Origin of the sequence: Luteolibacter sp. SL250, from assembly GCF_026625605.1 — a bacterium.
Classification (GTDB): Bacteria; Verrucomicrobiota; Verrucomicrobiia; order Verrucomicrobiales; family Akkermansiaceae; genus Luteolibacter.
Window position 1 is genome coordinate 897729 of the sequence record NZ_CP113054.1, and the last position, 22964, is coordinate 920692.

Genomic DNA, 22964 nt, shown 5'->3' on the forward strand with positions numbered 1-22964 from the left:
GCGGTCAATCCGGGCCGTTCACCCGCATGCGGAGGAACTGCTTCGGGTTTTCATCGAGCGGAACACTGGAGCGCCAGATGCTCATGGTGTGCTCCGGGTTTTCGGTGTCGGTCTGGTGGTGGACCAGCGAGGACGGGGCGGTGGTCCAGGTGACCAGGTCAGTGGAGATCTCCACGGTGTATTGGTAGCCGCCGTTGGTGAACGGATTGGCGGGGGCGGCGAATGCTTCCGGCGAGCTATAGTAACGGATGGCGGGATAGCGTTTCCCGTCCACCGTGACGATGAGTTGGGCGGGTGCGTTTGCCGTGCTACCGCCGCCGGGCATGAGGAATGCGTCCTCCTCCAGCCGGGTGTAGCCGTTGCCATCCGCATCGGTGATGGCGCTGGGACGGAGCGCGGTGACGCGGCCGGGGACGGTGAGATCCACGCCGCTGTAGTGCGCGTTGCCGAGGGCATCGAGCGTGAAGGACGGATTCGCGAGCTTGGTGGTGGAGACGGTTCTGGTGGACCAACCACCGCTGAGACGCGCGGATCGGGCGAGCGAGCCGGAAGTGCTGGAACGCCACGCCACCTGTGCACGCCCTGCGGGATCAATGCCGATCTGCGTTTCATCCAGATACTCGGCGGTGATCTCACCGTTCGGTTGGACGAGTGTTTCCCCCGTCCATGTGGAGCCTCTGAGTGCCGAGTACTTCACCTGTTTGGATCCGGTGTGGGAGTAACTGACAGCGGGCGCACCATCCGGCGCGACGGCGGCGGAGACCCGGAAGATGGCGGGGCGGAGACCTTCCGAAGTGCTGGACGTCTCGTTGGCGACGGTGCGGAAATCGTAGGTCGCGGCGGCGAGCGTGCCGGGCGCGTTGATCTCCGTGTGATAGAGGGTGGACTGGCGGAGGGAGATGCCGGAGAAGGTGATCTGCGCCCACGCGACGTCGAACACATGGATTTTGTTGCCGCGGGTGGTAATGGCGATCTCTTCCGGCTTGGCGATCATTTCCTCCTCGTAGGAAGCGGCCAGCTCGTATTCCCAGGTGCCGCTGGCACTGCGGCGGTGGATGCGGATGAAAGGAACGAGGTTCGGCTGGGCGGCGGTGGTGGTCCTGTAGGATGCGATGCACGGGCGGTCCTGATCATCGATGGCGAGATCGAAGCCGGACGCTTGATCCGCGGAGCCGGTGACCATTTCCACCGGGCCGACGGTCGGAAAGACGCGGCGGATCTGGATGATGCGCGCACCTCCTGCTGTCGGTTCGCCCTGCCAGGCGACCCACGTGGTGGAATTGCCGGACTTCACCCGGTAGTGGTAGGGTGCCTGCGAATCCAAGGCGAAGCTAGTGACCGCATCCCACGCCACGGACGGTTGGTCGGATACCTGGCGGTAGACGGTGAGCGCGGAGGGTGTGGTGCCGGACAACACCGCGACCATGTGCCGGCGGTCCGCGGTCACCGCGCTGGCGGACTTTTCCGCGCCCGCGATGGCCGGGTGGGTGACCTCGAACTGGGCGCGCGAAGGGACGGCGGTGAGCAGCAGGCTGGCGAATGAAGCGATGATGATGGCGGGGCGGATCATGGAAACGTCCGGGGGTGCGGCGGATTGAGTCACCGGCGGAAAAGCGGATTCCGGGCCAGATTCCGCCGGAAACGGGATCCCGGCGTTTGGAACACTGCGGCCGTGACTGAAAACCAAAGACCCTCCGAAACAAAAAAAACGCGGACCCGGTTGCCGGATCCGCGTTTTCTTTTGAGGGGTGTTACCGGGCGGTCTCAGCGGACGCGCTCCAGCAACCATGGAAGCAGCGCGTCGATGGCGATGCGCTCCTGCTCCATGGAGTCACGGTGACGGATGGTGACGGTGCCTTTCAGCGCCTCGGCGCCTTCGCCTTCTCCCTGGCCGATGGTTTCGAAATCGACGGTCACGCAGAATGGCGTGCCGACCTCGTCCTGGCGGCGGTAGCGGCGGCCGACGGCACCACCATCGTCGTAGGAGACGGGGAACCACTTCTGGAGGGACTTCTGGATCTCCCGGGCGATGCGGACCTGTTCCTCGTTCTTCTTGAGAAGCGGGAAAATGCCGACCTTCACCGGAGCCATGGACGGCTTGAAGCGCAGCACGGTGCGGACGTCCTCCTTGCCCTTTTCATCGGTGAGCGTCTCCTCGTCGAAGGCTTCACAGATGAGGGCCAGCACGGTGCGGTCGCAACCGGCGGACGGCTCCACCACGTGCGGGAGGAACTTTTCCTTCGTCTCCTCGTCGAAGTAGAGCAGCGGCTTGCCCGCGGACTTCTGGTGAACACCCAGGTCATAGTCGGTGCGGTAGGCCACGCCTTCCAGCTCCTGCACGCCGAAGGGGAATTCGTATTCGATGTCGTAGGTCTTCTTCGAGTAGAAGGCGCGCTCGCCATCCGGGATGTCGTTGATATGGAGTTTCGCGCGCGGGATGCCGATCTCTTCGTAGAAGGAAAGGCGGGTTTCCAGCCACTCGTCGGTCAGGCGCAGGCCGTCGTCCGGATGGCAGAAATACTCGATCTCCATCTGCTCGAACTCGCGGGAGCGGAAGGTGAAGTTGCGTGGGTTGATCTCGTTGCGGAACGACTTGCCGACCTGGGCGATGCCGAACGGCAGCTTCACCCGGTTGGAATCCAGCACGTTCTTGTATTGCACGAAGATCGACTGGGCGGTCTCCGGGCGGAGGTAGGCGATCTGCTCGCCCGTCGCGCCGAAGTTCGTCTGCAGCATCAGGTTGAACTGGCGTGGCTCCGTGAGGAGGGAGCCGTTCTCCGGATTGAAGCGGGTGGTGCCGGTGAGTTCCTCACGGCGCACCTCGTCCAGCTCCAGTTCCTTCGGGGAGATCTTCTTGTCCGGGTTGAATTCGGCGTAGTACTTGCGGGCGGTCTTGTGCGCCTCGCCGACTTCCTTGCCGGGGGCGATGAGTACGGCGAACTCGCGCTGCACGCTCCAGTTGGAGGCCGGGTGCTTCGCGCCGCTGAACCAGACGGCGGTGCCGTCCTGGGCGGGGATCTGGTCCGCGCGGAGGCGGGCCTTGGAAAGGAGGCAGTCGGACATCGGGTCGGAGAAGCCACCGACGTGGCCGGAGGCGACGAGCACCTGTTCCATGGTCAGGATGGAGCCATCCATGCCCAGCACGTCATCGCGCTCCTGCACGGTCTTGCGCCACCAGAAGTCCTTCAGGTTGCGCTTCAGTTCCGCGCCGAGCGGACCGTAGTCCCACACGCCGTTGAGGCCGCCGTAAAGCTCGCCAGCCTGGAAGATGAATCCGCGGCGCTTGCAGAGCGACACGATTTTTTCCATGCGGGCGGGGTCGGTGTTGTCTTTGTTGGCCATAAAGGTACGCGGGTTGGGAGCGCGGATGGAAGCAGGCGGGGGAACGGGGGGCAAGACGTGATTCGGAGGGGGTGTGGCGGAAATGCCGTCATTCCGCCGAATCCACTTGCGGAAAGAGTTCTGATGAACACTATTTTCGGGCTATGAATGATTTCCCCGATGGAAAATGCCGCTGCCCATGGCTCCCCGCGGATCGTCCGTTATACACGCAGTATCATGACGAGGAATGGGGCGTGCCGACGCGCGATCCCCGGCTGCTTTTTGAAATGATCTGCCTGGAGGGCATGCAGGCCGGACTCTCCTGGTGGACCATCCTCCAGAAGCGGGAGCACTACCGGAAGGTCTTCCACCACTTCGACCCGGTGAAGGTGGCGAAGATGACGGACGCCCAGCTTGAGAAACTGGTGCTGGACCCGGGCATCATCCGCCACCGCGGGAAGATCTTCGCCATCCGCGCGAACGCCCAGGCCTGGCTGAAACTGGAGAACCCGGTGGAGTTTCTCTGGAGCTTCGTCGGCGGCAAGACCCGCCGCAGCCGCTTCAAGATGATGGCGGATTTCCAAACGAAGACCCCTGAGTCCGACGCGCTCTCAAAGGCACTGAGGAAGGCCGGCTTCAACTTCGTCGGCTCCACCACCATGCACGCGTTCATGCAGGCAGTTGGGATGGTGGAGGATCACACAGTGGGTTGCTTCCGAAAAAAGGAGATCTCTCGGGGATGAGGTCTTGAGTTCCGCTAATAGATTGAAACCTATCACCAGCAGTGTAGAATTCCCCCCATGGCAACGCTTTTCGAAGTTCAGAAGGCTGCTGACGAGCTGAGCAACGAGGATCGTGCCGGATTGGTCGCCCACCTTCTCTCGTCGTTCTCGTCGTGTCCTTTGGGGCCGGATGATGATGAAGTTGATCGCCGGGAGGCCGAATTGGATTCAGGTCAGGTAACTGCCCTGAATCACGCGGAATTTTTAACGGCGGTCGGTCGTTGATGAGGTCGCTCTCCTACCATCCCGATGTTCCTGCGGAGGTCCGGGAGATACTCGCCTATTATCAGGGAATTTCCCGGATCCTCGCTGACGATTTCTGGATCGAACTCACGGAGGCATTGGAATACGCCCGCGAGTTCCCATCCCGCCACCATTTCGATCCGAGTGGCCGCCGTCGTGGGAATCTCAGCCGATTTCCGTATCACTTCTTATTCCGGGTCTTCAGCACGACCGTCAGAGTCACGGCAGTGAGGCACAACAGCCGAAATCCAAACTACGGGAGTCATCGTCAATGACGGGGATCTTCCGGCAAAGACCATGGATCCGACGCAATCTTGAAGGCCGTTCGGAAGGCGGGCTTTAACTTCGGTGGCTCCATCACCATGTATGCCTTCATGCAGGAGGTGGGGATGGTGGAGGACCATACGGTGGATTGCTTCCGGAAAAAGAGATCCCCGGGAGTAACGTATCCTGCGGCGGGGTGGAACTTTGGGTTCTTGATGAAGGTTCTATTCTGTTTGTTGCATTCACGGGCAGCTCATGAAATATAGGAAAAACTGCTGAGAGTAGGAGGTAAACCTCCGACGGAGATTGATCCCTGACGTTTGGCAAAGAATGATCTCAAAGCACAAATCGCGGCGAGTGGTTGTCGGAAACAATCCATTTCGACACAAGGTGTCGACGACGCCCGAGAGCGAAGGGGTCTATCGGCTCACTCAATATCACCGTTCAGAGTGAGAACCACAATGCGAGCAAGATGATTGTGGAGGGGCTTATACAGAAGGATAGGTCGGTGTGGCCTGTGACTGATTTCGGAGAACTCCGGTATTATCCCACGGTCACCCGTCATGAGGTGGAGTGGTGCATTCGTGAGGCGATCAACAATGGATGGGACTATTCGAGTGCTGGCCCCAATTTTGTTCTTTACGCTTCCAACGAGATTTTTCGCCTCGGCTTTTGGAGGACCAAGGAAGCGAATAATCCAATCCTCGATGCGCGACCCGCAGCCGGAAACCGCGACTGACAAGTGGATGCTCGAAACTGGCGTTCCCTAGGCGCCCGACCCCTGACATCCCCCAAATAACCCGTGCCTCCGGAAGTCCGTTGTTTGACACGGTCCGGCCGGGCTGTTAGTCGGTGGGGATACCCCATGGCAAACAACCCATCCACCCGGCCCGATTGGGAGGCCCTGTCCCGCAAGCCGGAGTTCCAGGAGCTCCTGGCGGCGAAGAAAAGATTCACCATCCCCTGCTGCATCTTCTTCCTCGTCTACTACTTCGCGCTCCTCTACTTCGTGGGCTGGCACCTCGAACTGATGAAGCAGCCGGTCTTCGGCAAGATCAACGTGGCCTACCTCTTCGCCCTCTCCCAGTTCTTCATGGCCTGGGGCATGGCATGGGTCTACATGCGGAAAGCCGCCACCTTCGACCGCGCCGCGGCGGAGATCATCAAACACGAAACCCACTGATCCCTTTCCGCCCATGACCATCGCAATGTTCCTCGCCTTCGTGATCGCCACGCTCGGCATCACCGTCTGGAGTGCGAAAAAGAATACCGGCTCCAGCGCCTACTTCGCCGCCGGACGCTCCATCAAAGGCTGGCAGAACGGCCTCGCCGTGGCCGGTGACTACATGTCGGCCGCGTCTTTCCTGGGGATTTCCGGGATGATCGCCTTCTTCGGCTACGACGGCTTCATGTATTCCGTCGGCTTCCTCGTCGCCTACCTCACGGTGCTGTTCGTCGTGGCGGAGCCGCTGCGGAACGCGGGCAAGTACACCATGGCGGACCTGCTGGCCTACCGGCTGAAAGCCCGTCCGGTCCGCGCGGCCGCCTCCGTCAGCACGCTGACCGTCTCCACCTTCTACATGGTGGCGCAGATGAGCGGCGCCGGCCTGCTGGTGAACATGCTGCTGAAGGAGGACTATCCCTGGATCTCACAGAACGTCGCCATCGCCGGAGTCGGCGTCCTGATGATCGTCTATGTGATCTTCGGTGGCATGCACGGCACCACCTGGGTGCAGATCATCAAGGCGGTGCTGCTCATGGGGGCCACCATCCTGCTCAGCGTGTTGGTCATGCAGAAGTTCAACTTCAGCTTCCCCGCCTTCTTCGACGCCGTCGCCTCCCACAAATATACCGACGCGAAAACCGGCGTGGAAGTGACCAAGAACTTCCTCGATCCGGGGATGAAGTTCGGCATGGACATCAGCAAGTGGGGTCCGCTCGACCTCATCTCGCTCGGTCTCGCCCTGGTGCTCGGCACCGCCGGCCTGCCGCACGTGCTGGTCCGCTTCTACACCGTGCCGGACGCGAAGACCGCCCGTGTCTCGGTCGTCTGGGCGATGATCATCATCGGCATTTTCTACATCCTCACCACCTTCCTCGGCTTCGGCGCGCTGACGCTGCTCCGCCCGCAGGAGATCCTCGGATTCAATGAGAACATGTCCGCTCCCGAGCTGGCGCACGTGCTGGGCGGAAACATCTTCTTCGCCTTCATCTCGGCCGTTGCCTTCGCCACCATCCTGGCGGTGGTCGCCGGTCTGACCATCAGCGCCAGCACCTCCTTCGCCCACGACTTCTACTCGAACGTGCTCAAGCACGGCAAGGAGGTGTCCCAGGACAAGGAGGTCAAGGTCGCCCGGATCGCCGCGTTCGTCGTCGGCGCCATGTCGATCATCCTCGCGATCCTGCTGAAGGAGATCAACGTGGCGTTCCTCGTCGGCCTCGCGTTCGCGGTGGCCGCTTCGGCGAACCTTCCGGCCATCGTCCTCACCATCTTCTGGAAGAAGTTCAACACCAGCGGCGCCGTCTGGGGCCTCATGGCCGGGCTTTCCAGCAGCATCATCCTCATCGTCCTCAGCCCGAGCGTGATGAAGAACCTGATGGGCATGGACGCGATCTTCCCGCTCAACAACCCGGGCATCGTCAGCATCCCGATCGGCTTCATCGCGGCGATCATCGGCAGCCTCATCAGCAAGGAACCGGAGAGCGAAGCGAAGTTCGCGGAGTTCAGCGTCCGCGCCCACACCGGCCTCGGAGCGGAGAAAGCCACAGATCACTGATCTTTGAGAAAGAAGCGGCGGTCAGGTGATCGCCGCTTTTTTTATTTCATATTACAAAATGTCATGGATACACCATAAGTCGATTGTGATGGGAGGTTTGGTCGCAATCGGGTTTGATCGCGCCAACCATTACCTTCTCGCAGTGTCGCACAGCGGTCGTGGCTTGTTTAAGCTCGAATCCGGTGAACGTATTGCGAGAGATTATGAAGATTGGGCGGGGCGGGCTTGGTACTCACCGGACGACAATCGTTGTGAAGGTATTGGTCCTCTTCAGAATGAAACTTTCGATATCGTCGGTTTACACGGCGGTGTTGCATACGAGGAGGCTGCCAACGGAATGTTGAAATGTCGTGTTGAGCGGAATGAATATGCTTGGAGGGCGCTCATAACGAGAGAAGGCATTGATGAGGAGATCTGTTCTGATGAGGAAGATCTTAAAGGAGTTGCGCTTTCCCGGGATGGGAAATGGTTTGTGGTGGGGATCTCCAGTGAAATCGAGATTTATCGAAATACCGCAGCGTAGCTTCCTCGGTTCTGGTGCTTCTCGGTGCGACGGCTCTCGGAGTCCGCCGCCGCCGGGTGGGATGAACCCGGCCCGGTCTAACCGACCAGCGCCCGCGCCGATTGCAGCGTGTCGATCTCATCCAACGTCTTGTCCCGCCGGATGGATTTGATGCGCGGGAACCGCAGTGCCAGCCCGGAGTCATGGCGCGGGGAGGTCCGGATCGCGTCGAAGGCGATCTCCAGGATCAGGTTCGGCTCCACCAACCGCTTGCGCCGTTCCGTCTGCAGCGTGTGGCGCTTGAAGTGTTCCGTCAGGTCCTCGATCTCGTCGTCTGTCAGGCCGGAGTAGGCCTTGCCCAGCACCTTCAGCTCGCCGCTTTCCTCATCCCTCACGGCGAAGGTGTAGTCGGACAGCACGTCAGAGCGCTTTCCATGCCCCTGCTCCGCGGCGACCACCACGCAGTCCAGCGTCGGCATCACGCCCTTCAGCTTGATCCATGATTTCCCGCGACGGCCGGGGGAGTAGGGATCATCGGGATCCTTCGCGATCAATCCTTCGTGGCCTTCCTGCAGCGCCTGCTTGAACCGGGCCTCGATCTCGCCCGCATCCGCCGCCATGTGGACGGGGATGGTCTCGAAAGGGCCGGTGAGATTGAGATGGTTGAGGTGGGCGCGGCGTTCTGTCAGGGAGTTGGAAAGCAGATCGGCCCCGTTCAGCCACAGCACGTCGAACGCCACGAAGCGCAGCGGCACCGAAAGATCATGGTCCGCATCCGTCAGGAAAAGATCCGCACTGGCCGTGGTGCGGCCGAGCCGCTTCTGCAGGTCGGCGAAGCCCAGCTTGCGCCCCTCCGCGTAGGCGATGAGTTCGCCATCGAGGACGAAGTCCCCTTCCAGCCGCATGGCGGCAGAGATCAGCTCGGGGAACTCGTCGTTGAGGGGGCGGAGATCACGTGAAAAGAGTGCAACTTCATGGCCCGACTTGTGGAGCTGCGCGCGGATTCCGTCGTACTTCGGTTCCAGCCAGACCGGGGATGGAAATGGAAGTTGGTCGAACAGGGGTAGGTCGCTGTCCCCATCCCTTTCGAGCGGGGCGGCCAGCATGCATTTCACCGGCACCATCGGTTTCAGCGTCGCCTCGTCCAGTTGCTGGTAACGGGCGAGCACGGCCGTCTCGCCGATGTTGCCCGTCAGCATGTTCGCATGCCGCACGTCCGCCGGGTCCGTCTTGAACGCGAGCGCGATGGCGTCCTCCACCAGACCTTCCTTGAGGCCGATCCTCAGGTCGCCGGTCAGCAGCTTGACCACCGTCTCTCCCTCCATGGGGTGCAGCGCCGCCAGCCGGGAGGCCAGTTTGTCGATTCGGTCGAGCGAACCCTCCGCCCCAGCGAGTGAGAGGAAAAATTTCTCCAGTCCGGGGAGGTCCAGCGGCTCCGGTTTCAGTGGCAGTTCCTGCAGCACCAACCGGGCGGTGCGGGCGGCGTCATTCTGTGCCAAAGAGATCTCGCGGTAGCGCTCCTCCCGCGTGCCGGGGATGGAGACCAGCGCCCGCCGGATGGTGGACGAGCCCGCGTGCAGGGGGCGGCGCCCGCTGCGCCGGGGCAGGGCCTCGCCCGTGAGCCAGAATGCCGCCAGCCGCAGGTCATGGTCGCTTTCCAATCCTGCCAGATAGGAGGCCAGGAACTTCACCTTCGCCACACGGCTGCTGGTTTCACCCACCAGGCGGCAGAGGTCGCTGAAGTCCGCCAAGGTGCAGATCACCCGGTTGTAGCGCGGGGTGGAGGAGGTGGTCAGGCGCCGGGATGCCTCGCCCATGGAAAGCTCCAGTTGGTCATTGCCGGTCGCGCTCCACGCGTCGATCCGCTTTGCCCGCAGCTCGGCGGCGAACTCCAGCGCGTAGCCGTGTACCGTCAGCACCCGCTTCGGACGCACCCGCTGGATGCACTCCATCAGCCCCGGGTGGTCGGCATGGTCGGACAGGGGGATGGCCTCATCCACACGGTAGCGGTATTTCGCGCCCGGTTGCATCGCCCAGCCGCTCAGCATCGCCACCCGTTTCGCCTTCAGGCCGCGCAGCGCGCGTGAGCGGACCGCATTCGGTGGGGCGATCAGTGCCATCCCGGCCGGTATGCTGCCTTCAAAAATGACCGGTTCCGGCAGATCCACGCCCGCATCCCGGCAGGCGGAGGTCATTTCCGCCACGCTGGGGTGCAGCATCACAGGGATCTGGTGTTCGGCCAGCAACGCCAACGCCTCCTGGGCCTTGCCCAGGGAATATCCCAGCAGCACCGGCGTCTCCCCATCCGTGAACGCGTCGTTCACGAAACGCAGGATCGACGATTCGATCTCCATCGGATTGGGGAACTCGAACATCGGCAGGCCGAAGGTCGTCTCCATGATGAGCGTGTCCGCGTTGATGAAATTCACCGGCTCCGCCGTCCGTCCGCGCCGCGTTTTGAAGTCCCCCGTGTAAAGGAGGCTCGCGTTGTCCTTGATCCGGGTGACATGGAGCATCGCGGAGCCCGCGATATGGCCCGCCGGCAGCAGCCGCAGGCGGTAGCCGTTTTCGATGATCGGCACGTGGAAGGGCGTTGCCACCAGCCGGTTTTCCGCCAGATGGAACCGCCTCCGCACCAGATGTGCGGTCACGTCGGAGCAGATCGCGGATTCATGCCGGGCGAAGTGGTCCGCGTGCGCGTGGGAAACAAAGGCACGCGGCTTCGCGTCCCAGGGATCCAGCCATAGGTCCAGATCCGGCAGGAAAATGCCGCGGTTGAAACGAACTTCGATCAAATTGAATATATACTACTGAGGAAAGTGGAACCCGCCACGACGAAAACGTCAACCGGACTGGTTCAACCTCAATAGACCGGTGCGCCACCGTCGTCCTGATAGCCACCGTAATCCTGCTGCTGCTGGCTCTGGGCACGCTTCTCCTGGATCTTGTTTTTCGACCAGATGAAGCCTTCCTTGATGTCGCGGCCCACACCGATGGTGGTGTTGCACGAACTCAATGCGGCGGCGAACAGCAGGGCGCAGGCAAATCTCATGGGGATGAATTTACGCGCGAAGAAATTTCGGGAAAGTTAAATTTTCTCCAATGGGTCCGCAACCTGCTTCCTCCGGACCACTTCGGGTTTGACCGCCGGAGGTTCCGGAGACTCATTGGGACGTGCCTGACGAACCGGCTGCCCCGCGCGATACCGAACCCCTGTTCGTGGCCCGTGGGATCACGAAAGTGTATCCGGGTGAGATCGAGGTGGTCGCACTGGCAGGAGTGGATCTGGAACTGTATGAGGGGGAACTGGTGGTGCTGCTGGGGCCGTCCGGTAGCGGTAAATCCACCCTCCTGAACATCCTTGGCGGGCTGGACACCCCTACGGAAGGGTCCCTCCGTTATCGCGGCCAGGACCTTGCGAACGCCGACGAGAAGGCGCTGACGAATTTCCGCCGGGATGCGGCAGGATTCATCTTCCAGTTCTACAACCTCATCCCCAGCCTCACCTCGCGGGAGAACGTCGCGCTTATCACGGAGATCTCCCGCGACCCCATGGAGCCGGAGGAGGCGCTTGACATGGTGGGTCTGGGTGACCGCATGGATCATTTCCCGTCCCAGCTTTCCGGGGGGCAGCAGCAGCGGGTGGCCATCGCCCGCGCCATCGCGAAAAAGCCGGAAGTCCTGCTCTGCGATGAACCGACCGGCGCGCTGGATGTGAAGACCGGTGTGACCGTGCTGGAGGCCATCGAGCGGGTGAACCGGGATCTCGGCACGCTCGCGGTCATCATCACGCACAACGCGGTCATCGCCGGCATGGCGGACCGTGTCATCCATTTCTCCGACGGCAACATCACCCGGATCGACCGCAACGAGAAACGGAACCCCGTCGCCAGCCTCGATTGGTGATCCCCGATGCACCCGCTCGACAAAAAACTGGTCCGCGACCTGGGCTCCATGAAGGGCCAGATGATCGCCGTGGCGCTGGTGATGGCGTGCGGGCTGGCGGTCATGATCATGGCCCGCAGCCTGATCCACTCCCTGGATGTCACCCGCTCGCAGTACTACGCGGACCATCGCTTCGCTGAGGTTTTCTCGGATCTGAAACGCGCGCCGAACTCCCTGCGCCCGAGGCTGGCCGAAATCTCCGGTGTCGCCGCCGTGGAGACCAGCGTGAAAGGCAGCGCGGTGCTGGAGATCCCCGGCATGAAAGAGCCTGCGGACGGCACCATCCATTCGCTGCCGGACGACCGGCCGCAGACGCTCAACCTCCTGTTCATCCGTTCCGGCCGGTTGCCGCGTCCCGGAGCGAAGAATGAAATCGTCATCGGTGAGGCGTTCGCGGAGGCCCACGGCTTCGGTCCGGGAGACTATATCGATGCGACCATCCGCGGGCTGCGCGAGCGGCTGTGGATCACCGGCGTCGTGCTTTCCCCGGAGTATGTCTTCGAGTCCCGGCCCGGTGACACCATGCCGGACAACAAGCGCTTCGGCGTCTTCTGGATGAGCGAGCGGGACCTCTCCATCGCGTTGGACCTGGATGGCGCGTTCAACCATGTGGCGGTGGATCTCGCGCCGGGTGCCTCCCAGCGCGCGGTCATGGCGGACATCGACCGGTTGCTGAAACCCTATGGCGGCCTCATCGCCTATGGCAGGAAGGACCATGCGTCCGCCCTCCGGCTGGATGACGAGCTGCGCATCCTCCGCGGGTTCGCCGTCGTGTTCCCCGCCATCTTCCTCGGCATCGCCGCGTTCATGACCAGCGCCGCGATTTCCCGTCTGGTGAAGCTCCAGCGGGAGCAGATCGCGCAGTTGAAGGCCTTCGGCTACTCCTCCGCGGCGGTCGGCTGGCACTACATGAAGTTCGCGCTGGTCATCGTGGCGACCGCCACGTTCTTCGGCGGGGTTCTCGGGCTGATCCTCGCGACCAACGTGGTGAACCTCTACCACATGTTCTTCCGCTTCCCGTTGCTGGAACTGCTGCCGGATTGGCGGGCCATTTCCATTTCGCTCGTGATCAGTACCGGTGCGGTCGCTCTGGGCGTGTCCGGAGCGGTGAGGCTGGCGGTGAAGCTCGCCCCTGCGGAGGCCATGCGCCCGGAGCCACCCACGGAGTTCAAACCGACCGTCATCGAGCGGCTGGGCCTCGCCCATCTCTTCTCCCCGTCGTTCCGGATGGCCCTGCGCAACATCGAGCGGAAACCCTTCCAGTCCCTCTTCACCGCGCTGGGTCTGGCACTGGCCACCGCCATCCCCATCGTGCCGGGAGCCATGCGGGATGGCATCGCCTACCTGATGGATTTCCAGTGGTCCCACGTCCAGCGCCAGACGGCCACGCTGGGCCTGGTGGAGGCGGGTTCCGCGCACTCGCTCAACGCCATGCGCCACCTTCCCGGCGTCATGGACATCGAGCCGTTCCGCGCGGTTCCCGCCCGGATGATTTTCGGGCACAGGGAGCGCCGCGTCAGCATCAATGGCATCACGCTGGACCCTCGGTTGAACCGCCAGTTGGATGACAAGGGGCGGCCCGTCGCGCTGCCTCCCGGCGGCCTCCTCGTTTCCGCAAAGCTGGCGGAGATCCTTGGCGTGGTGCCGGGGGACATCGTCCGGCTGGAGGTGCAGGAGGGCAGGAGGCCCACCCTGGAGATCCCCATCGGCGGCACCATCACGGACTACGCCGGTGTCGCCGCCTACATGGACATCGACGCCCTGCGCCGGGAAATGAAGGAGGGACCAACCGTCAGCGGGGCGCATGTCTCCGTGGATTCCGCCAGTTGGGATCTGTTCCTTGAGAGGATCCGGGAGACTCCGGTCATCGCCTCCCTCTCCATCACCCAGACCGCCCGCGAAAGCTTCCGGAAATCCACCGGCGAGATGATGGACAGCATCCAGCTCATCTACTTCGGCTTCTCGGTCATCGTCTCCTTCGGCGTTGTCTACAACGGCGCGCGCATCGCCCTGTCGGAGCGGGGGAGGGATCTCGCCACGCTGCGCGTCGTGGGCTTCACCCACCGGGAGGTGGCGGGTGTGCTCATCGGGGAGCTGGCCATGCTCACCCTCGCGGCCATCCCCGCCGGCCTTCTTTTCGGCAGCGGCCTTGCCAACCTTCTGGTCGTGGGTGTCAGTACGGAAACGGTACGCATGCCGCTGGTCCTCACCTCACGCACCTTCACCACCGCCGTCCTCATCGTGCTCGCTTCATCGACCTTTTCCTTTGCCATCGTCAGCCGCAGGATCAGGAACCTCGACCTCATCGGCGTGCTGAAGGCCCGCGACTGAACCACCCCTTTTCCATGAAATCCACCAAATCAAAAAAAGGCGGCCCCATCCGCAAGCTGGTTCCCTGGTTGATCGTCCTCCTTCTGGTTGCCGCGGTGATCTACGGCCTGAAGCCGAAGCCGCTGGTCGTGGACACCGCGGAAGCGAAGCGCGGGCCGCTCACCGTTTCCGTGGTGGAGGAGGGCAAGACGCGCATCCGCCACCGCCATGTCATCTCCCCGCCGGTCGCGGGCTACCTCCGCCGGGTGGAACTGCGCGCGGGAGCGCCCATCGTCCGCGGAAAGACCGTGCTTGCCGTGATCCAGGCATCCACCTCGAACTTCCTCGACCCCCGCACGAAGGCGGAGGCGGAAGCCCGCATCAAGGCGTCCGAGGCCATCCGCGAAACCCGACAGGCGGATCTCGACCGCGCCACCGCCGCCATGGACCTCGCCGACAAGCAGCTCGACCGGCAGGAGAAACTCCGCCAGTCCGGTGCCGCCGCCGATCAGGACTACGACATCGCCGCCGCCGAGGCCCAGGTCAGGAAGCGCGAGCGCAATGCCGCGGAATTCGCTCTGCGCGCCGCCGCTTCCGATGTGGAGGTCGCCCGCGCCGCCCTGCTCCAGGCGCAGGCTCCATCGGCGGACCAGGCAAAGCCCATCGAGGTGCTGGCTCCTGTCGATGGGTTCGTGCTCAACGTCTATGAGGAAAGCGAGCGCCCGGTCACGCCCGGCCTGCCCATCATGGAGGTGGGGGATGTCCAGGACCTGGAGGCGGAGATCGAGCTGCTTTCCAGCGATGCCGTCGGGATCGCTCCCGGGTCGGACGTTTCCATCGAGCAATGGGGCGGCGGCACCCCGCTGCGCGGAAAGGTCAGCGTCGTGGAACCCGGCGGGTTCACGAAAGTCTCATCCCTCGGTGTGGAGGAGCAGCGGGTGAAGGTGCGTGTCGATTTCCTCGATCCCGTCCCCGCCGGCCACACCTTCGGCGACCGCTACCGGGTGGAGGCGCGCATCGTCACCTGGAAAGGGGACGACGTCCTCCAGATCCCCACCGGGGCGCTTTACCGGAAAGGCAACCAGTGGATGACATTCACCGAGGAAAACGGCATCGCCCGCGAGACCAAGGTGACCATCGGCCAGAACAACGGCGTCTCCGCCCAGATCCTCGGAGGCCTGGAAGCGGGCAAGACCGTCATCCTCCATCCTCCGGACAAGGTGGCCGACGGAGTGAAAGTCACCAACGGGAAGTGAGGCAACGGAGCGCGGACTTCAGTCCGCATCTTTGCAACAGCAGATTGACCGGGATATAGGACTGAGCCACCTCTCGGTAAATCAGTGCAATCAGCTGTCGTCACCTGCCAAACCGGGAAAGGGATCACCGCGGATTCACTGCTTCCAATGATGGCGATTGGAAATCGCCGGGGCTTGCGAATCCAAGCGGACTGAAGTCCGCGCTCCTCACTCACGAAGCGCGGCAGAATTCCAGCCACCGGTCGTGGGCTTCGTAGCCGGGCGTCTCGATCACCAGTTCCGGAACACCGAGCGAGTTGTAGACCCGCAGCACCGTCATCGGCTCCGCATCGATCTCCTTGCGGTGGAGCATGAGGGAGTGGCACAGGCCGGGGTCGATCTCCACCATGCTGGCGCAGTCGTCGCCGGTGATGGTGATGTGGCCTTTGTTCAGAACCAGATCCGCCGGGGTGAGGCTCAATGCGAAGTGGAAGGATGGTGAATGCAGGCGGCAGTGAAGCTGGTGCCCCTCACGGATGCTGTGGGCCAGGATGCGGGCCAGCGGACTGTTGCCGGGATCCTTGCGCCGGGCTTCCGCGGCGCCCGCGCAGCACGAGCATGCGGTGGGCCGGATCAGGTGGGATGTCCGCCAGTCATGGTATTGGCCGGAGGTGAGGGGCTGGGAGGGATGATGGTCCAGCGCATGCCGGAAGGCGCCCAGGTCGCTGAGCGAGGGGATCGCGGCGAAGGAAACGGCACGCGGCTCGCCGTGGGTGGCGATTTCGAGCGCCAGCGAAGGCCGTGCGTGGTGGTTGATCGCCACGCAGTGCATGTGTTGCATCGCATCGAGCGAAAGGTTCATCCCTTGTTCGGGAAAGGAAAACCATCCGTCGTCGCTCTGGAATGAGTCGGACAGGGCGGTGACGACCGCCATTTCCGCCATCCAGTTGCGTGCGTGGAGGTAGAGCGGAGTGATGTTGCTGAGTCCGGCGAGCACGGTCGCCGGGGATTCCTCGATGCGGTGGTAGCGGTGTGAGGTGAGGGAATTCATGGATCGGATGAAGAATTTCAGGCGGTGTGGCAGAGGCGCAGGCAGTGGGCGCCAGCGGGAGCGAGGCGGAACTCGGCGGCGTTCACATCCGCATAGACGATGTGGCTCCGGCTGCGGTCGGCGATGCGGAGTACGGATCCCTCCACATCGACGAAGGACGGGCTGAAGCAGACTTCGCTGCGTTGCGTGCTCGTCCGGATCTCCACCTCCAGCAGGCGGCAGGCCTGGAGCGCGCCGCTCGTTTCGTGGACCATGGTGTCCAGGCAGGAGGGTGAGGGGGGCTTGCCCTGTTCCCACTCGTCCAACCAGGCCCCCGCCCCCAGGCGGTGGCTCTCCACGCAATCGAGCGGGACACCACCGAAGCGGGCAAGCATGTCCCTGACCGCCGGGGAGTTCCAGTCATGGCCATCCAGCCGGACGGTGAACTCGATGGGTTTTCCCGGAGGCCCCATCGCGAACAGCGGGCACTGGTCCGGGAATTCCCTCAGCAGGTAGGCGTGCTGGGGCGGGGCGAGATCCGTCTCCAGCCCGCTGATGGCGTCGTGGAGGACGCTCCAGTCATGGGAGCGGCTGCGGATGTGGAGGCCGAAGCGCGTGGCTTTCGCCAGACTGAGGCCGGGCCGGCGCAGGATGAGCGTTCCTTTCCCCAGGGAACAGAGGTGGTTCAGCAGCTCGTCAACCGGGCTGTGGAGACGGTAGGCGCAACTGCAGGGCGCGGCGGGGCTGGTCTTCCATGAGCAGAACATGCCGCCATCCTACCCCGCCCGCGCCAGCCGCGCTCGCGGGGGATTGTTCAAGATGAGCGGGACTTTGCTCAATCTCCGGCCGGACCGGTCATCACCACCGGCAGGATCAGGCCCTTTTCATCGTATTGGATCTTTTCCACGGCGATCTGCCTGCGGCCCCGGTAAGGCCCCGGCCGCTCTTTCGTTTCCCAGCGGTGATAGACGATGAACCATTCGCCGTCAGGAGATTCCACGAAGGAATGGTGGCCCGGTCCCTGCCGTTCCTCGTCCTTGGAAAGGATCATCCCCCGGTATTTCCACGGTCCCACAGGGGAGGGAGCGGTCGCATAGTGGACGGAGTATTCATCGCGGTTCCACCGGCCGTTGCTGTAGGAGAGGTAGTAGGTGTCCCCGCGGCGGTGCATGAAGGATCCCTCGGTGAAATGCGGCGGGGTGGTGGTCGGGACCTCCCGCCGTATCTTCACCGGCTCGTCCTCCAGTTCGAAGATCCGGAGCCTGGCCCCGTCGCTGCCACCCGTGTAGAGGTAGGTCTTTCCGTTTACCGGATCGGTGAACGCCATCGGGTCGATCGCTTCGAAGCCATTTCCGCCGGTCAGCAGCGCGCCGCCACTGTCGCGGAACGGGCCGGTGGGGGAGTCTCCCGTTGCGACGCCGATGTGGCTGGGGAATTGGGCGCTCTGTGGTCCCACCGAGTAATAGAAATAATAGCGGCCGTTCTTCTCCAGCATCGACGGTGCCCATGCCAGCCTTCTGGGGGCGGGGTCTTCCTTCACCCACGGCAGGTCCGACAGCTTCAGGATGACGGCTTCCCGCTTCCATTCCTTCAGATCCGTGGACCGGTAGGCGGCGAAGAGGGGCTCGGGAGCACCCGACTCGGTGGGATACATCCAGTAGGTTTCCCCCACGCGGATGACGTGGGGATCCGCCCCGGCGGGCAGCGGACTGCCCAGGCCCGTGAGGCTGAGCAGGAAAGAAATCGATAGAGCCTGGATCATTCGGTCACGATCCTACGGCCAGCCGGTAGAGGATGCCAAGCCCCGCGCACGCGGCCAATGTGGGGATCACTCCGGTATTGAACCGCTCCAGCGCCAACCATGATGCCATGGCGACCACCGCCGCGAAGACATCGAAAGCTCCACCCCCCGGCCACAGGGAGTGCCAGGTGAACCAGACCGCCAGATTCAGGATCACCCCGACGACGGCGGCGGTCATGACCGTCATCATCGAGGAGATGCGGGGGCGGTTGCGGAGCGTCTCCACATGGGGGGCTCCCAGAAAAACGAACAGGAAGCAGGGGACGAAGGTCACCCAGGTGGTGATTCCCGCGCCCAGGGTCGCGGCGGCCAGGGAGCTCCATCCTTCCGGCGGATGCTGCCACGCCGCGACGAAGCCCACGAACTGCAACACCATGATCAGCGGGCCGGGCGTCGTCTCCGCCAGGCCCAGCCCGGCCATCATCTGCCGCTGGCTCAGCCAGCCGTAGTGATCCACCGTCATCTGGGAGACGTAGGGCAGCACCGCATACGCGCCGCCGAAGGTGACCAGCGCCGCCTTGCTGAAAAACAGGCCCTCCTTGAAATGCACGCCTCCCCAGCCGAGCCATGCACCCACCGCCAGCAACGGCAGCCACCACAGCGCGAGGCAGACGACGCTGATGGCCACCGTCCGCCCGACGCTACCCTTCGGGGCCGGAGGCAGAGCCACGGCGGCCTCTTCCGGAGGAGCCTCCTCCATTGCGGATTCCGCTGCGGTTTGACGCTCCCGCATGAATTTCCCTCCGATCAGGCCGATGAGCGCCGCCACCGCCAGGATGATGACGAAGGAAACCTTGAACACGAAGATGGCGGTGAACGCCGCCACCGTAACCAGCCAAAGCCCCGGTGTTTTCAGCACCTTTGAGCCGATCCGTTTCACCGCCCCGGCGACGATGGCGATGACGGCGGGGATCAGCCCGTAGAACATTCCCTCCACCCATGCCACTCCGCCGCCGGCCATGTAGAGCCAGCTCAGGGCGAACAGGATGAAGACGGATGGGAGGACGAACAGGACGCCCGCCGCGATTCCGCCTTTCGCCCCATGCAGCCGCCATCCCAGGTAGGTTGCCAGTTGCTGGGCCTCCGGACCGGGCAGCAGCATGCAGAAATTCAGAGCGTGCAGGAAATGGTCTTCCGTCATCCAGCGACGCCGCTCGACGATCTCCTTGTGCATGATGGAGATTTGCCCCGCCGGTCCGCCGAAGCTGATCCAGCCGAGCTTCCACCAGAACCGCAGGGCATCCCGGAATGACGGCGCGGCGCGGGCGGTCTGCTCCTTCATGGGATCCGCCGTGTTTTCCAGCCCGGCAGCAGGAAGATGGACACCGCCATGCTCAGCGTGATGCCGATCACCGCGACATAACCCAGGCTCACCAGCGCCTCGCTCGATGAGGTGATGAGCGAGCCGAAGCCGATGACATTCGACGCGCCGCAGAACAGCAGCGCCTTGCTCGTCCCGTTCCACAGCTCCTTGAAACAGCCGCCCGTGCGCCGCAGCGTGAGGGTCACGTGGATGGCGTAGTCGATGCCCGTGCCGAGCAGCAGTGGTGTGGCCATCAGGTTCACGAAGTTCCACCGCAGGCCGGTGATTTTCATGATGGCAAGCAGCATCAGCGTGCTGAAAGCCATCGCGAACAGGGCCAGCAGCACGTCGCCCGCCCGGCGGAAGATCAGGACCATCATCCCGACGAGGAGGATACCCATCGGCAGCAGCATGCGGGTCATGTCCTCGTCCACCAGTTTGGAGATCGCCGGCTTGAACAGCGACCAACTGCTCAGCCAGATGCCGTCACCCGCCAGCTTGCTGAACGCCGGGTAGTCCTTCGCCGCAGGCTCGACGCCGGGACCGGAGGTCACGGAGCCGAGCACATAGCCGCCACCCTTGTCGTCGCGGTTCAGGAACAACCGCATCACCTCCCGGGCGGATTCCAGTTGGGGGAAGGCGACTCCGGAGATGGTGGATTGCTTTGCCATCGCCTCCAGCACCCCGCGTCCCAGCGCCAGGCCCTCTTCGGAGAATCCCGCGGCATCCGCTTCCGCCAGAAGCCGCTCCCGGTCCTGTGCCATCGCGGAAATCCGCGCCCGGTTTTTCTCCTGGGTCGCCGCATCCGGCCACCAGCCATCCGGCAGCTTCACCCCGGACACCAGTCCGGCCTGCTTCGCCTCGTCCACCCGGCGGTGCGCTTCCGCCAGCCGCGCCTGCATTTCGCCATCGCTTTCTGCCTCCACCACCAGGCCCATGGTCTGGCTGTTCCAGCCGGGGAATGCCTTCTGGAGACGGTCGAAGGCCTCCATTGCCTGGCTGTTGCGCGGGCGCATGATCTTCGAGTCGAAGTCGATGCCCGGCAGCCCCATCACGAACAACACGGTGAATGACGCTACGGCCAGCACCGCCGTGATCGACCATGCCGCCTTCGAGCGCGGCAGCAGCCTGCCGCTTCCCACCGCGGGAGCGCGGTCCACGCCGAACTTCGCCACGAACGGCAGATAGAGCACCAGCATCAGGATGGCCGCGGCAACGAGACCCACCGCCACGATCGAGCCGAGCTGCGCCATCCCGGGAAAACCGCCGAGGTTGAGCGCGGAAAAGACAATCGCCGTGGTCACCGCGCCGAACAGCACCGGCCTGCCGCTCGCTTCGCGCAGTGGCTTCACCTTGTGCCCCGTGACTTTCGCTTCCTGGCAGATCACCAGTCCGTAGTCCACTGCCAGGCCGATGAGGATTTCCGCCGAACTCAGCGCGATGATGCTGAGCTTTCCGTACATCCATCCCGCCACGCCCAGTGCGACCGCGAAGACCAGCGTCAGGATCACCGTCAGCCCCAGCAGCAGGCTCAGCCGCCGCTGCATCCACCAGAACAGAAGGCCGATGAGGCCCAGCGTGATCGCGATGGAGCCGCTCAGGTCCGTCTCCATCGCCCGGCCGATCTCGGAGGAAAACGCCGGTTCTCCCGTATAGCGGAGCTTCAGATTCCCCCCGTCCGCTTTCTGCCAGGCCGCCACCTCCGCTTTCACCTTGATCAGCCAGGCCTCCGCGCTGCGGTAGCCGTCGATGGCCTGCGGAGCTTCCACGAACAACAGGTGGGCGCGGCCGTCCTCGCTCTCGAACGCCTCGCCCCCTTCGCCGGAGGAAGTCAACGCAGCGACCGACGGATGGCGGAGGAATCCCAGCGGATCATGGGATTTCATCACCATGTCCATGCCCTCCATCGCCGTGGCGATATCGTCCAGGGAGGTCTTGATCGTTGCCTGCGAAGACTCCGGGGAAAGCTTTGCCGCCTGCGCCTCCACCGCCGCCGGATCGCCATTGAGCCACAGGTAGGCCAGCAGCTCGGACAGGCCTTCCGGCTCGCTCATCCACAGCGGCTGCCAGCGCGCCCGTTTCGCCACGCCCTTTTCCTCCAGATGTTCGCCCAGCGACTTCGCCGCTTCTCCGAGCAGGCCCTCGTCCTCTTCGCCGCCCTCGATGAGCACCACCAGCTCGTTGTTCCGGGAGAACGCCTCGTGGAAAACCTTCAGCCCTTTCACCTCGGGCAGGTTTCCCGGCAGCATCGAAAGGATGTCCGTGTCAAACCGGAGCCGCATCAGCCCCGCGGTCGCCACGAGGATCGAAACGACAAGCAGGATCGGCAGTGCCAGACGGCGGAGCATGCGCCGAACTCAAGCGGACCGCGCCCCATCCGGCAATGCGGTTCCTCGGGACCGCCTGCGTCCGGTCAGCAGCAAAGTTCCCCCCGCGATGGCGAGCATCCCGCCGGAGGGTTCCGGGACAGGCGTCCAACCGGTGATATCGTAGTTGATGCCCTGATATGTGATCAGGGAGAGCGATCCGCTCGAAAGGAAATTGGGATCGGTGAAGGAGATGGACCACAACCCCGCCTCGTTCTCGATGAGCAAAGGGTTGTCGCCGAAGGTGCCGCCCGTAGAGGAGACGAGGCTCCATGTCTCCTGATCCGTGGCCGGGGAATTCCCAAGAAGCACGAGGAAACTCCCGGAATAGGAAGTGAGACTTCCCAGGGAATCGCTGAAGCCGGAAAGGGAGCCGGTGGAAAGGACGTTGTTGCCAGTGACGGCCAGAGTCCCTTCGGAAAGCGTCAGGGTTCCGCTGCTCGATCTGACGACGCTCAAGGTGCCCCCGCTCACCACTCCGCTGCCAATGAGGGAAACTCCACTTCCTGCGATGGTGAGAGCTCCGGAGGATCCGTATTCAGCCGGATACACCGCCGCAAAGGAGCCGCTGAAACTCGCGGCATGCGAGACCGTGGTGGCGGCAAGCAGGAAACCGAAAAGCGGGGCTGTCAGCGCGGAGCGGTACATTTCTGACGGAACTCTGTGGAAACAGGGCGGTTCAGGCAAGCAGCTTCTGGCCTTCCATGCCGGAGTTTGTCCTTGTCAGCCGTGACGGTTCCGTGACGGTCCCCACGATGTTTTCTCCAAGGAATGCGATCGATCGGGCACGGAGGGTGGGTGAGACCGGCCCCGTGGCACCGTCGGCGGAAGCGTTGGTGACCAAGTTTGCCCTCCGTCTCCCGCTCTCCGACTCAGGAGGGAGAAGATCTTTCATTGGTGGGCGGCTGATCCCCAGTCTCTCCGACTGAAGGCGGATGTCTTCAACCTGCGATCGAACACCCCGGTACGACATGCCACGGAGAATGTGGCGCTGGCCTTCGTCTTGGGGAGGGCGGAAGGCGTTGATACCGGGTTGTGTTGCCCGCTTTTCGATCCGTCCGGCACGGCCGGTTGGGAGCCTTTTT

Annotated in this window: 18 protein-coding genes and 1 pseudogene; 9 read left to right on the forward strand and 10 right to left on the reverse strand. The window is 63.3% G+C overall.

All coding sequences use genetic code 11. The features are described 5' to 3' along the window. Positions 1–4 precede the first annotated feature (4 nt). Both OVA24_RS04015 and OVA24_RS04020 read right to left on the reverse strand, forming a co-directional pair. Positions 5–1570 carry a hypothetical protein gene (locus OVA24_RS04015; protein WP_267673740.1) on the reverse strand — a complete coding sequence of 522 codons (1566 nt, stop codon included), beginning with the start codon at positions 1568–1570 and terminating at the stop codon, positions 5–7. Between the two features lie 194 nt (positions 1571–1764). Continuing rightward, entirely contained in the window at positions 1765–3342 is a 1578-nt protein-coding gene (locus OVA24_RS04020; RefSeq protein ID WP_267673742.1) for a glycine--tRNA ligase, read from the reverse strand. A gap of 143 nt (positions 3343–3485) precedes the next feature. Here OVA24_RS04020 and OVA24_RS04025 point away from each other — a divergent pair, with 143 nt between their 5' ends. From OVA24_RS04025 to OVA24_RS04050, 6 genes and pseudogenes are all read left to right on the forward strand, one after another. After that, a complete protein-coding gene (locus OVA24_RS04025) occupies positions 3486–4064 on the forward strand; it encodes a DNA-3-methyladenine glycosylase I (protein ID WP_267673744.1) in 579 nt (192 codons plus the stop codon). A 57-nt stretch (positions 4065–4121) separates the two neighbouring features. Continuing rightward, positions 4122–4328 (forward strand): hypothetical protein, encoded by a 207-nt coding sequence (locus OVA24_RS04030; protein WP_267673746.1) that lies wholly within the window; start codon positions 4122–4124, stop codon positions 4326–4328. 320 nt (positions 4329–4648) lie between these two features. After that, positions 4649–4768: pseudogene (locus OVA24_RS21365) on the forward strand (DNA-3-methyladenine glycosylase I); the annotation flags it as partial. Between the two features lie 707 nt (positions 4769–5475). Then, positions 5476–5793, forward strand: coding sequence for a DUF485 domain-containing protein (locus OVA24_RS04040; protein ID WP_267673747.1), 318 nt, complete (start codon positions 5476–5478; stop codon positions 5791–5793). Positions 5794–5806: 13 nt separating this feature from the next. After that, entirely contained in the window at positions 5807–7387 is a 1581-nt protein-coding gene (locus OVA24_RS04045) for a monocarboxylic acid transporter (RefSeq protein ID WP_267673749.1), read from the forward strand. A gap of 25 nt (positions 7388–7412) precedes the next feature. Further along, the gene (locus OVA24_RS04050) at positions 7413–7910 is read left to right on the forward strand and encodes a hypothetical protein (protein ID WP_267673751.1); all 498 of its coding nucleotides are present in this window, start codon (positions 7413–7415) and stop codon (positions 7908–7910) included. A gap of 77 nt (positions 7911–7987) precedes the next feature. On the opposite strand, the gene OVA24_RS04055 is transcribed toward OVA24_RS04050, so the two are convergent. Both OVA24_RS04055 and OVA24_RS04060 read right to left on the reverse strand, forming a co-directional pair. Then, the gene (locus OVA24_RS04055) at positions 7988–10684 is read right to left on the reverse strand and encodes an ATP-dependent DNA ligase (protein ID WP_267673753.1); all 2697 of its coding nucleotides are present in this window, start codon (positions 10682–10684) and stop codon (positions 7988–7990) included. A gap of 68 nt (positions 10685–10752) precedes the next feature. Beyond that, on the reverse strand, positions 10753–10941 hold the full coding sequence (locus tag OVA24_RS04060) for a hypothetical protein (protein WP_267673755.1): 189 nt from the start codon (positions 10939–10941) through the stop codon (positions 10753–10755). 122 nt (positions 10942–11063) lie between these two features. Between OVA24_RS04060 and OVA24_RS04065 the strand changes: the two genes are divergently transcribed. The 3 genes from OVA24_RS04065 to OVA24_RS04075 are packed head-to-tail and all read left to right on the forward strand — an operon-like array spanning position 11064 to position 15400. Beyond that, positions 11064–11795, forward strand: coding sequence for an ABC transporter ATP-binding protein (locus tag OVA24_RS04065; protein WP_267673757.1), 732 nt, complete (start codon positions 11064–11066; stop codon positions 11793–11795). Positions 11796–11801: 6 nt separating this feature from the next. Further along, positions 11802–14165, forward strand: a complete 2364-nt coding sequence (locus OVA24_RS04070) for an ABC transporter permease (RefSeq protein WP_267673759.1) — start codon at positions 11802–11804, stop codon at positions 14163–14165. 14 nt (positions 14166–14179) lie between these two features. Continuing rightward, positions 14180–15400 (forward strand): efflux RND transporter periplasmic adaptor subunit, encoded by a 1221-nt coding sequence (locus OVA24_RS04075; protein ID WP_267673761.1) that lies wholly within the window; start codon positions 14180–14182, stop codon positions 15398–15400. Between the two features lie 211 nt (positions 15401–15611). Here OVA24_RS04075 and OVA24_RS04080 read toward each other — a convergent pair whose 3' ends face one another. The 6 genes from OVA24_RS04080 to OVA24_RS04105 form a co-directional block, all read right to left on the reverse strand. Continuing rightward, the gene (locus OVA24_RS04080) at positions 15612–16430 is read right to left on the reverse strand and encodes a hypothetical protein (RefSeq protein WP_267673763.1); all 819 of its coding nucleotides are present in this window, start codon (positions 16428–16430) and stop codon (positions 15612–15614) included. Positions 16431–16447: 17 nt separating this feature from the next. Further along, positions 16448–17176 (reverse strand): Niemann-Pick C type protein family, encoded by a 729-nt coding sequence (locus OVA24_RS04085; RefSeq protein WP_267673765.1) that lies wholly within the window; start codon positions 17174–17176, stop codon positions 16448–16450. A 68-nt stretch (positions 17177–17244) separates the two neighbouring features. Beyond that, on the reverse strand, positions 17245–18171 hold the full coding sequence (locus OVA24_RS04090; RefSeq protein WP_267673767.1) for a family 43 glycosylhydrolase: 927 nt from the start codon (positions 18169–18171) through the stop codon (positions 17245–17247). 4 nt (positions 18172–18175) lie between these two features. Further along, the gene (gene chrA / locus OVA24_RS04095; RefSeq protein ID WP_267673769.1) at positions 18176–19492 is read right to left on the reverse strand and encodes a chromate efflux transporter; all 1317 of its coding nucleotides are present in this window, start codon (positions 19490–19492) and stop codon (positions 18176–18178) included. After that, complete coding sequence (locus OVA24_RS04100) at positions 19489–21861, reverse strand: MMPL family transporter (RefSeq protein WP_267673771.1); 2373 nt, start codon at positions 21859–21861, stop codon at positions 19489–19491. Before OVA24_RS04100 ends, chrA begins: the two co-directional genes overlap by 4 nt. 9 nt (positions 21862–21870) lie before the next feature. Continuing rightward, positions 21871–22527, reverse strand: coding sequence for a hypothetical protein (locus OVA24_RS04105; RefSeq protein ID WP_267673772.1), 657 nt, complete (start codon positions 22525–22527; stop codon positions 21871–21873). Positions 22528–22964: the final 437 nt, after the last annotated feature.

Excerpts from the sequence above, each read along its gene's own strand:
- OVA24_RS04015 (WP_267673740.1), bottom strand. The coding sequence starts at position 1,570 with ATGATCCGCCCCGCCATCATCATCGCTTCATTCGCCAGCCTGCTGCTC.
- OVA24_RS04020 (WP_267673742.1), bottom strand. The coding sequence starts at position 3,342 with ATGGCCAACAAAGACAACACCGACCCCGCCCGCATGGAAAAAATCGTG.
- OVA24_RS04025 (WP_267673744.1), top strand. The coding sequence starts at position 3,486 with ATGAATGATTTCCCCGATGGAAAATGCCGCTGCCCATGGCTCCCCGCG.
- OVA24_RS04030 (WP_267673746.1), top strand. The coding sequence starts at position 4,122 with ATGGCAACGCTTTTCGAAGTTCAGAAGGCTGCTGACGAGCTGAGCAAC.
- OVA24_RS04040 (WP_267673747.1), top strand. The coding sequence starts at position 5,476 with ATGGCAAACAACCCATCCACCCGGCCCGATTGGGAGGCCCTGTCCCGC.
- OVA24_RS04045 (WP_267673749.1), top strand. The coding sequence starts at position 5,807 with ATGACCATCGCAATGTTCCTCGCCTTCGTGATCGCCACGCTCGGCATC.
- OVA24_RS04060 (WP_267673755.1), bottom strand. The coding sequence starts at position 10,941 with ATGAGATTTGCCTGCGCCCTGCTGTTCGCCGCCGCATTGAGTTCGTGC.
- OVA24_RS04070 (WP_267673759.1), top strand. The coding sequence starts at position 11,802 with ATGCACCCGCTCGACAAAAAACTGGTCCGCGACCTGGGCTCCATGAAG.
- OVA24_RS04075 (WP_267673761.1), top strand. The coding sequence starts at position 14,180 with ATGAAATCCACCAAATCAAAAAAAGGCGGCCCCATCCGCAAGCTGGTT.
- OVA24_RS04080 (WP_267673763.1), bottom strand. The coding sequence starts at position 16,430 with ATGAATTCCCTCACCTCACACCGCTACCACCGCATCGAGGAATCCCCG.
- OVA24_RS04085 (WP_267673765.1), bottom strand. The coding sequence starts at position 17,176 with ATGTTCTGCTCATGGAAGACCAGCCCCGCCGCGCCCTGCAGTTGCGCC.
- OVA24_RS04090 (WP_267673767.1), bottom strand. The coding sequence starts at position 18,171 with ATGATCCAGGCTCTATCGATTTCTTTCCTGCTCAGCCTCACGGGCCTG.
- chrA (WP_267673769.1), bottom strand. The coding sequence starts at position 19,492 with ATGAAGGAGCAGACCGCCCGCGCCGCGCCGTCATTCCGGGATGCCCTG.
- OVA24_RS04100 (WP_267673771.1), bottom strand. The coding sequence starts at position 21,861 with ATGCTCCGCCGTCTGGCACTGCCGATCCTGCTTGTCGTTTCGATCCTC.
- OVA24_RS04105 (WP_267673772.1), bottom strand. The coding sequence starts at position 22,527 with ATGTACCGCTCCGCGCTGACAGCCCCGCTTTTCGGTTTCCTGCTTGCC.